Below are 9,512 nucleotides of genomic sequence, written 5' to 3'. Positions count from 1 at the left end.
TGGAGCGGTACACGAGGCTCGAACTCGTGACCTCGACCTTGGCAAGGTCGCGCTCTACCAACTGAGCTAGTACCGCAAAATACTGTTTTATCAACTTTAAATTATCTTGGTAAAATAACTTAAAGTGGTGCCCGAGGCCGGACTTGAACCGGCACGACTTGTTAGTCGAGGGATTTTAAATCCCTTGTGTCTACCAATTCCACCACTCGGGCATCGAGTTTGCTATTAAAAGCAAGTGGATAAAACTAATATGGAGCGGTACACGAGGCTCGAACTCGTGACCTCGACCTTGGCAAGGTCGCGCTCTACCAACTGAGCTAGTACCGCATCATATTAATTCTAAATTAATCATTTTATAAATTGCACTTGGTAATGCAATTAAACCACAAAGTGGTGCCCGAGGCCGGACTTGAACCGGCACGACTTGTTAGTCGAGGGATTTTAAATCCCTTGTGTCTACCAATTCCACCACTCGGGCATCGAGTTTGCTAATTAAAGCGTGTGGAGTAAATTATATGGAGGCGGAACCCGGAGTCGAACCGAGGTAAACGGATTTGCAATCCGGTGCATGGCCACTCTGCCATTCCGCCTAACCTTGTCCAGATAAATTGGAGCGGTACACGAGGCTCGAACTCGTGACCTCGACCTTGGCAAGGTCGCGCTCTACCAACTGAGCTAGTACCGCATTTTATTTATCAATTAATTGAATAAGCACATGATGATTTATGTGAACATTCAGGTAACTGATTAATTACCGTTTCGTTTATCTCGGGGGCTATGCCCTCTCAACACGGACGCATTCTACAGAGATTATTAAACGCGTCAATACAAAAAATGCTAGTTTTGAACTGTTTGCTTGTTTTTTATCTAAAACGGTGCGTTATTATACATTTAGAGTTAATTTTTAGTCAATTCACCCCATGCTGCACGTAAGTATTGCATCATAGAACTCAAGGTTAAAAAGGTCGCAATATACAATAATGCAAAACTTAAATAGTTCATCCAGGTATCGTATTGCCAAATCAAACCGATAATGGCTAACATTTGTGCAGCCGTCTTTATTTTACCCATGTTTGATACAGCAACATTACCACGCTTACCCTGCTCTGCCATCCATTCACGAAGTGCAGATATAATAATTTCACGACTTATAATAATAAGTGCGGGTATTGTCATATACATTGATTGGTACTGATCAGCTAGTGCAACAAGCGCAGCACATACCATTACTTTATCAGCAACAGGATCTAAAAAAGCACCAAAGGGGGTTGATTGCTCAAGCTTTCTTGCTAAATAACCGTCTAATATATCGGTGATCGATGCAAGCCAAAAAATAAAGGCGGCAGCAAAAAAAGCCCAGCTATAAGGCAAATAAAATATCACCAAAAAAACGGGGATAAGAAAAATTCTAAATGTTGTAAGTGTGTTTGGAATATTCCACATAACTACTTGGATATGTCTTTTTTGCTATATTCGCATGAAGGGCTAGCCCTTGTCATGCAAATGGTTAAATATCTTCTCAGCCATGTCAGGGCTGATCCCAGGAACTTTCTTTAACTGTTCTATATTAGCAGCTTTTACTCCCTGCATGCCCCCTAAATATTTTAATAATGTTTGGCGACGTGTAGAACCTACTCCATTTATTTCTTCTAATAGTGATTGTGTACGTTGTTTTTGGCGTTTGTTACGGTGTCCTGCTATAGCAAAACGATGAGACTCATCTCGTATATGTTGAATCAAATGAAGTGCTGGTGCATCGGAATCCATTGGTATTGTTTTTCGACCACCATCAATTAACAGGGTTTCAAGACCAGGTTTGCGGCTAGTCCCTTTTGCAACACCCACTAATAAAGGCATCTTTGTATGCGGCCAATTAGAAAAGTACTGCTCAGCGCGCCCTAGTTGCCCTTTACCACCATCAATAAAGATAACGTCAGGGATTTTGTCTTCGTCTACTAACTTGTTGTAGCGTTTGTTAAGTGCAAATTCCATGGCAGCATAATCATCACCACCGGTTATGCCCGTTACATTGTAACGCCTGTACTCTTTTGTATTTGGTCCTTGTGAATCAAATACAACACAACTTGCGACGGTGTTCTCCCCCATGGTGTGGCTTATATCAAAACACTCCATTCGGGTTATATCGTCAAGTCGCAGTGTTGCTTTTAACTGTGCATAACGTTTATTAATAGAGTCTTGAGTACTTTGCTTAACGGCAATACTGTTTAAAGCATTTTTATTCGCTAATTGTAAGTATTGAGCGCGTTCACCACGAGTAACTACTTTAAATGTTACTTTGCGTTCACTTACTTGTGTGAGTGCCTCACCTAATGCTTCGCTCTCTTCTATTTCAAACGGTAGTATAATTTCTTTTGCAATTCGCCCTGTAGCACCCGGCGCTAAATAATACTGCCCTAAAAATGAGGTCAATATTTCTTGTTCACTTGAGTCTTTAGGGACTTTAGGGAAGTACGTTTTGCTTCCAAGTACCTTATGATCGCGGATCATTAATAAATGAATGCCGTTTAATCCGTTTAAATGAGCAAAACCGACTACATCCATTTCTGCAAAGTTACCAGAAATAGACTGTTGTTCCTGCATTTTACGAAGTAGCATTATTTGATCGCGAACTTTTGCCGCCAGTTCAAAGTTTAATTGCTGGCTAGCTGCTTCCATTTTTTTTATTAAATCAGCAATAACTTCGTGGGATTTACCCGTTAAAAACTTACGAACATAGTCAACCTGCTCACTGTAGTCATCATCCGTTACTTTATTAACGCACGGAGCTGAGCAACGCTTAAGCTGATATTGTAGGCACGGACGACTTCTAGCACGGTAATAAGCATCTTCACATTGGCGAACAGGAAATATTTTTTGCATTAGGCGCAAGCTTTCAGATACCGCACCAGCACTTGGGAAAGGCCCAAAGTACTCACCTTTAATTTTACGACTTCCACGATGAAACGCTAAACGAGGATGCTTATGATTAGTCAGTAAAATATAAGGATACGACTTATCGTCGCGCAATAATATGTTATAGCGAGGCTGGTATTTTTTTATTAGGTTATTTTCAAGCAGCAGTGCTTCGGTTTCGGTATTGGTAAGCGTGACTTCAATATCACAAATATTATTTACTAATACGCGTGTTTTGCTATCGGTAATATTACTTCTAAAGTAACTACTTACACGTTTTTTTAAGTGCTTGGCTTTACCAACATAAATAACTTGGCTGTCACTATCAAGCATGCGGTATACACCGGGCTCGCTTGATAGCGTTTTAAGAAAATGTACGTGATCAAATTCAGACATAAATTATAGGTTAGTACGAAATATCTATATCAATCATTTTATGACGAATAGCTAAATGGGTAAGCTCAACATCACCACCTACATTTAACTTTTCAAACATACGGTAGCGATAGCTATTTACTGTTTTAGAACTTAGATTTAAACGCTCTGCTATATCTTGTGCTTTCTCACCTTTGGTGATCATGAGCATAATTTGCAGCTCTCGCTCAGATAAACTCTGAAAAGGATTTTCGTCTGTACGGCCTGTCACTTGCGCAAGTGCTATTTGTTGTGCAATTTCTGGTGCAATATAACGCTGCCCCGCATGAACGCAGCGAATAGCGCGTACCATTTCATCAGAGCCCGCACCTTTAGTTAAAAAGCCGTGTGCACCAATTTGCATTACTTTGCTTGGAAACGGGTCTTCGCAATTAACGGTAAGCACAATAATTTTTACATCTGGGCAGTAACGACAAATCTTTTTAGTCGCCTCTAATCCACCCATTCCTGGCATGTTCATATCCATAAGTACTATGTTAGGTGAGTGCTGACGACAAAATTGTACCGCCTGCTCGCCATCTTTAGCTTCACCTACTACTTTAAACCCTCGTACGTCATCAAGAATACGCTTGATACCTGTTCGTACAAGTTCATGGTCATCAACTAAAAGTACATTAATCAATGGAACATCCTCACTTACCTAACAACATGCAATTTAATTAAATTAATTTGCCACAGTAACATACATAAAGCGAAACAATAACTAATATTATTGCCCCGCTCTAATAATTTAAGATGACGATTTTTCGCTAAATCGGTCAACCCATAATGCAATGATACCATCACCTGTTACATTACACGCAGTACCAAAGCTATCTTGTGCTAAATAAAGTGCAATCATTAATGCAACCGCGCCTTCGTTAAACCCAAGCATGCTTGTTAATAGCCCAAGTGCCGACATAACCGCGCCACCTGGCGCACCAGGTGCTGCAATCATTACTACACCTAACATCATAATAAACGGCAACATACCTACTAATGAAGGCACTACCATGCTCGGCGATAAAAACATAACAGCCATAGCACAGGTTACAATTGTAATTGTAGAGCCCGATAAATGAATAGTCGCGCAAAGTGGTACAGTAAAGTTAGCTACGTCCTCTTTTACGCCATTCGACTTACTTGATTGTAGCGATACAGGAATTGTTGCAGCGCTAGACATTGTGCCCAAAGCGGTAAAGTACGCTGGTAGCATATTTTTAACTAATTCGATTGGATTACGCTTTAGTAATATACCTGTCGCTATATATAAAACGCTTAGCCATAACCAATGCATAACAAGCGCTGCAATTAAAACTACACCAAATGTTTGCAATGTATCGACTACAGTGCCCGCTACCGTCATTTCGGCAAATACGCCAGCAATGTAAAATGGTAAAGCTGGAATAATTACTTTCGAAAGTAAACCATCAACTACATCACGACCCTGATCAGACACCTTTTTAAGCGTATCAAGCTCTAGCTGGCTCATGCCTATGCCAAATACAAAAGCAGTAACAAGTGCAGTCATAACGCCCATAAGTGGCGGGATTTCTAAATCAATAAAACTACCAATCTCGGTTGCTACTTCAGCTTCAAACGTAATACCACCGCTTAAAAATGGAATTACGGCACTCACTAATAAAAATGCAAGCGTACCGGCAATAATGGTAGAGCTGTAAGCAAAGCCAACTGTTTTACCAAGTAAATGCCCAGACCCTTTTGGAAGGCCAGCAATACCCGATGCAATAAAAAATAAAATAATAAGAGGAATGGTAAAGGAGATAATTTGACCAATTAGCTCTTTTACTGTGAATAAAAGTTCAACACCAGTGATAGGTACGTAGAGTCCGACCAAAATACCGGCCACAATACCGGCAATTAATTTTAAGATTAACTTCATTTTGATTGCTTAATTGAATTTAGATACGTGTTTTTATCATGTTTTAGGCACATTGTGTGATAAAACTATTCAAGTTACATTCATATGCACAAATAACACACAAATGCGGTTCAATTTAACCTCTCTTTTGCATGTTTTTTAATTTAGCTGAATTCTTACTCTTTAAATTTTGAATTTAGCCCGCACCTTTAATAACTAAAGCACCGTAAATAATTGATTTTTATTTCACCAGGTTATAAGCCCAATAGATATATGTTATAGCCAAACTTTACTTTAGTTTTTTTAAACTCACAGTAAAGTGTGTATGTATAGTTAGTAGCAAAGGCTATTAGCACGTTGATCAGATTGTATCCAAAGGAACATTATGTCTACTATTTTTGAAGATAACTCACTAACTATTGGTAATACGCCGCTAGTAAAACTTAACCGTGTTACGGGTGGGAATGTATACGCTAAAGTTGAATCTCGTAATCCAAGCTTTAGTATCAAATGCCGTATTGGTGCATCAATGATTTGGGAAGCTGAAAAATCAGGTCAGCTTGTTGAAGGTAAAGAACTTATTGAGCCAACATCAGGTAACACCGGTATTGCACTTGCTTTTGTTGCAGCTGCACGTGGTTACAAGTTAACACTTACTATGCCTAACACTATGAGCCTAGAACGTCGCAAGCTATTAAAAGCACTAGGTGCAAACCTAGTACTTACCGACGGTGCTAAAGGTATGAATGGTGCAATTGAAAAAGCAAAAGAAATTCAAGCAACCGCACCTGATAAGTATATTTTATTACAACAATTTGAAAATCCTGCAAACCCTAAAATTCACTTTGAAACAACAGGCCCAGAAATTTACGATGCGCTTGACGGCAAAGTAGACTTTTTTGTGGCGGGTGTTGGCACTGGTGGTACTATTACAGGTGTTAGTCGTTACCTTAAAACAGAAAAAGGTTTAAACGTTAAGTCTATCGCTGTAGAGCCAACTAATTCTCCAGTTATTAGCCAAACGCTTGCTGGTGAAGAAATCAAACCAGGTCCTCATAAAATCCAAGGTATTGGTGCAGGCTTCATTCCTGGTAATCTAGATATGGACTTAATTGATGCAGCTGAGCTTGTATCTAACGAAGATGCAATTGCAATGGCGCATCAGTTAATGAAAAAAGAAGGGATTTTAGTTGGTATTTCATCAGGTGCAGCGGTTGTTGCCGCTAAGCGAATTGCTGAAAAGCCTGAAAATGCTGATAAAAACATTGTTGTTATCCTACCTAGTGCCACTGAGCGTTATTTATCAAGCCCAATGTTTGATGAAGAGTTTAGTGAGCAAGAACTAGTGCAATAATTAATTTTATTACGTTTTAAAAGGATGCTTTAGGCATCCTTTTTTATTATTTATTCTTCAATTATCTATTTATTACCCACCATACCTTTACATCTTCATTGATAAACCACACACTTTAAAAAATTAATTAATAATAATTAACATGAAAAAAATTACGAGTTTACTAAGTTTTGTCATTTTACTGTTTTTAGCAGGCTGTGGAGATGACCTAAAAACACTTGGCGATAACCCAGGAGATACAGCCACCGCTTACTTTGATGCACTTTATAACCAGCAAGACCTTCAAAAAGCCAGTACTATGGCAACACCAAATCTTACCCGCATAATGAAGTCATACGGGACGGCCAAACAATTTTCGCGCAATTTAGTAAATATGCAGTACGATGAAGTAACCATTGAAGTTGATATGACTAATATGAGCGTTCGTGAGCAATACGGTGATAAGACTAAAATAAACCTTATTTTTACCGGTTATTTAAATGGCGATAAAATTGATGATTTTCGTAGTGTTAAAATGCTTCGTAAAAAAGGCAAATGGTACATAGATAAAATAATTGCAGACCCTTACGCTCGTTAGATCAAATAAATCTAAACTTAAATAAAAAGGCCTTACATATGTAAGGCCTTTTTAATGTTAGCGGTGGCTAACATTAACTAACTACAACTCACCTAGTTGAAAGTTATCAACCGCGATGGCTTGCTTTCGTAACTTATTAGCATGATGCATTGCATCTGCATCTGTTTGCTCTAACAACTTATTTTCAAGCGCATAATTTATCGCGCCTTCAATATCGAGCGTTGCAGGCACTTTGCCTTTGCGCTGCCATTGTTTTAAATCTTTAAACTGGGCTTGCATGTCGTGCATTGCTAAAAATGCATTTTCCATTACGCCAGTGCCTGCATTTTCATCTACATAACATAAGTGTGTTAAGCGGTTTCTAAATACACCAGGTTGAGTCATACGTTCACAAATGCTTTGCGCTATTTCATCACTTGGTCTGTGGTAATGGTTTCCAAGCGGGAACACGATACGTTTAAGTACAAAGTTAACAACAGGATTTGAAAAGTTTTTGAAAAAACCATCAAACGCTTGGCCAATTTCAAATAATGAGTTTTCTATGGCGTACTTAACAAATGGTAAATCTGCTTGTTGGCGCCCTTCGTCTTCATAACGTTTTAAAACGGTTGATGCTAAATATAAATGACTGAGTACATCACCCAAACGTGCCGATATCATTTCTTTACGTTTAAGTTCACCGCCTAGCATTAACATTGCAACGTCTGTACAAATAGCTAACCCTCGGCTCATTCTGCTTAGTTGTTTATAATAAACAGCAGTTTCACCACCTACAGGGGCTTTAGCAAAGCAACTACGTGTTAAACCATGCACAAATGCCATACCTGCATTACTTGCAGCAAATAGTATGTGGTTCATTAATAAGCCATCAAACTGTTCAAGTGCTGCGTCGTCATCTTCCATTGCAGCGGCTTCCATTTCTTTTAAAACAAATGGATGACAACGTATTGCACCTTGGCCAAATATCATTAAATTACGCGTTAAAATATTTGCGCCTTCAACCGTAATTGATACCGGAATACCCATATAGCCATGCGCTAAATAGTTATTAGGCCCTACTTGAATTCCTTTACCTGAATGAATGTCCATAGCATCGTTCATTACTGTACGACCCATTTCTGTCATATGGTATTTAGCAATCGCTGTTACAACAGACGGGCTTAATTTTAAATCGATTGCACCTGCGGTCATTAATCGACACGACTCAAGTGTGTAAGTTAAACCACCAATACGCGCAAGTGCCTCTTGCACACCTTCAAATTGCCCTATAGATACACCAAACTGCTGGCGTACCATGGCGTATGCCGATGTCATTTTAGACGCTAAATGCCCAGTTGCTGCACTTAATGCTGGTAGTGATATACCACGCCCTGCACTTAAACACTCTACAAGCATTCTCCAACCACGACCTGCGCATTCTTGCCCACCAATAATCCAATCCAGTGGAATAAATACGTCTTTCCCGTAAGTGGTACCATTCATAAAGGCCATATTAAGCGGATAATGACGTTCACCTGTTTCAACACCAGGGTGATCGGTTGGTATAAGCGCACACGTTATACCCAACTCTTTTTTATCACCTAACAAAGCATCTGGGTCGTACATCTTAAATGCTAAACCTAATACAGTAGCCACAGGTGCAAGCGTAATGTAGCGCTTTGACCAATTTAAGCGCAGGCCCATTACTTGCTCGCCATTGTGATCCCCCATACACACCACGCCTGAATCTGGAATGCTGCCAGCATCAGAGCCCGCTTCTGGGCCCGTTAATGCAAAACAAGGAACATCTGTACCATTTGCTAAACTTGGCAGCCAACGATCTTGCTGCTCTTTAGTACCATAATGGAGAAGTAACTCGCCCGGGCCTAAGCTATTAGGCACCATTACAGTGACTGCGGCAGTTAAGCTTTTTGTCGAAATTTTTGACACTATTGTTGAATTAGCTATTGCGGAGAACTCTCGCCCGCCAAATTTTTCTGGGATGATCAGCGCAAAAAAACCTTCCGTTTTTAGGTAATCCCACACTTCTTTTGGTAAGTCTTTATCTTTTTGTACAATTTGATAATCATCAAGCATAGCCAGCAAGGTTTCTACTTGGTTAGCCATAAATGCGTTTTCTTTATCGCTAAGCTCTGGTTTAGGAAAACGGTGCAGTTTTTGCCAGTCTGGGTTACCACTAAATAACTCACCATCCCACCAAACATCACCTGCTTCCATTGCCTCGCGCTCTGTTTGCGATAATGGCGGAAGCACCTTTTTAAACATTTTAAACGTAGGACGACTAATCAAGTTTAGGCGAATATCTTTAACCGCAAAAATAACCACCACCACGACCAGCAATATTATAAATATTAACATGCGCACATTCCTTA

Annotated in this window: 7 protein-coding genes and 6 tRNA genes; 2 read left to right on the top strand and 11 right to left on the bottom strand. The window is 39.6% G+C overall.

The annotated features are described in order from the left end of the window. From I6F54_RS18475 to I6F54_RS18430, 10 genes are all read right to left on the bottom strand, one after another. A tRNA-Gly gene (locus I6F54_RS18475) sits at window positions 1-76 on the bottom strand. Window positions 77-125: 49 nt separating this feature from the next. Next, window positions 126-212, bottom strand: a tRNA-Leu gene (locus I6F54_RS18470). Between the two features lie 39 nt (window positions 213-251). Next, window positions 252-327, bottom strand: a tRNA-Gly gene (locus I6F54_RS18465). Window positions 328-391: 64 nt separating this feature from the next. Next, a tRNA-Leu gene (locus I6F54_RS18460) sits at window positions 392-478 on the bottom strand. A 38-nt stretch (window positions 479-516) separates the two neighbouring features. Continuing rightward, window positions 517-590 (bottom strand) — tRNA-Cys (locus I6F54_RS18455). Between the two features lie 19 nt (window positions 591-609). Then, window positions 610-685: transfer RNA gene (locus I6F54_RS18450), tRNA-Gly, on the bottom strand. 212 nt (window positions 686-897) lie between these two features. Further along, entirely contained in the window at window positions 898-1,443 is a 546-nt protein-coding gene (gene pgsA / locus I6F54_RS18445; protein WP_166421890.1) for a CDP-diacylglycerol--glycerol-3-phosphate 3-phosphatidyltransferase, read from the bottom strand. A gap of 42 nt (window positions 1,444-1,485) precedes the next feature. Continuing rightward, complete coding sequence (uvrC, locus tag I6F54_RS18440; protein WP_166421889.1) at window positions 1,486-3,309, bottom strand: excinuclease ABC subunit UvrC; 1,824 nt, start codon at window positions 3,307-3,309, stop codon at window positions 1,486-1,488. Window positions 3,310-3,319: 10 nt separating this feature from the next. After that, entirely contained in the window at window positions 3,320-3,970 is a 651-nt protein-coding gene (gene uvrY / locus I6F54_RS18435) for a UvrY/SirA/GacA family response regulator transcription factor (RefSeq protein WP_149594787.1), read from the bottom strand. 108 nt (window positions 3,971-4,078) lie between these two features. Then, window positions 4,079-5,230 (bottom strand): dicarboxylate/amino acid:cation symporter, encoded by a 1,152-nt coding sequence (locus tag I6F54_RS18430; RefSeq protein ID WP_166421888.1) that lies wholly within the window; start codon window positions 5,228-5,230, stop codon window positions 4,079-4,081. A 364-nt stretch (window positions 5,231-5,594) separates the two neighbouring features. Here I6F54_RS18430 and cysK point away from each other — a divergent pair, with 364 nt between their 5' ends. Both cysK and I6F54_RS18420 read left to right on the top strand, forming a co-directional pair. Beyond that, complete coding sequence (gene cysK, locus I6F54_RS18425) at window positions 5,595-6,563, top strand: cysteine synthase A (RefSeq protein WP_024599813.1); 969 nt, start codon at window positions 5,595-5,597, stop codon at window positions 6,561-6,563. 142 nt (window positions 6,564-6,705) lie between these two features. After that, entirely contained in the window at window positions 6,706-7,140 is a 435-nt protein-coding gene (locus I6F54_RS18420; protein ID WP_149594784.1) for a hypothetical protein, read from the top strand. A gap of 81 nt (window positions 7,141-7,221) precedes the next feature. On the opposite strand, the gene I6F54_RS18415 is transcribed toward I6F54_RS18420, so the two are convergent. Beyond that, window positions 7,222-9,498: an acyl-CoA dehydrogenase gene (locus tag I6F54_RS18415; protein ID WP_197142597.1), complete on the bottom strand. Its 2,277-nt coding sequence runs from the start codon at window positions 9,496-9,498 to the stop codon at window positions 7,222-7,224. Window positions 9,499-9,512 lie beyond the last annotated feature (14 nt).

The organism is Pseudoalteromonas sp. SWXJZ10B, from assembly GCF_015864475.1.
GTDB classification, from domain to species: domain Bacteria; phylum Pseudomonadota; class Gammaproteobacteria; order Enterobacterales; family Alteromonadaceae; genus Pseudoalteromonas; species Pseudoalteromonas arctica.
Note: the sequence above shows the minus strand (reverse complement) of the source record. Positions and strands in the feature narration are given on the sequence as shown.

Excerpts from the sequence above, each read along its gene's own strand:
- pgsA (WP_166421890.1), bottom strand. The coding sequence starts at position 1,443 with ATGTGGAATATTCCAAACACACTTACAACATTTAGAATTTTTCTTATC.
- uvrC (WP_166421889.1), bottom strand. The coding sequence starts at position 3,309 with ATGTCTGAATTTGATCACGTACATTTTCTTAAAACGCTATCAAGCGAG.
- I6F54_RS18430 (WP_166421888.1), bottom strand. The coding sequence starts at position 5,230 with ATGAAGTTAATCTTAAAATTAATTGCCGGTATTGTGGCCGGTATTTTG.
- cysK (WP_024599813.1), top strand. The coding sequence starts at position 5,595 with ATGTCTACTATTTTTGAAGATAACTCACTAACTATTGGTAATACGCCG.
- I6F54_RS18420 (WP_149594784.1), top strand. The coding sequence starts at position 6,706 with ATGAAAAAAATTACGAGTTTACTAAGTTTTGTCATTTTACTGTTTTTA.
- I6F54_RS18415 (WP_197142597.1), bottom strand. The coding sequence starts at position 9,498 with ATGTTAATATTTATAATATTGCTGGTCGTGGTGGTGGTTATTTTTGCG.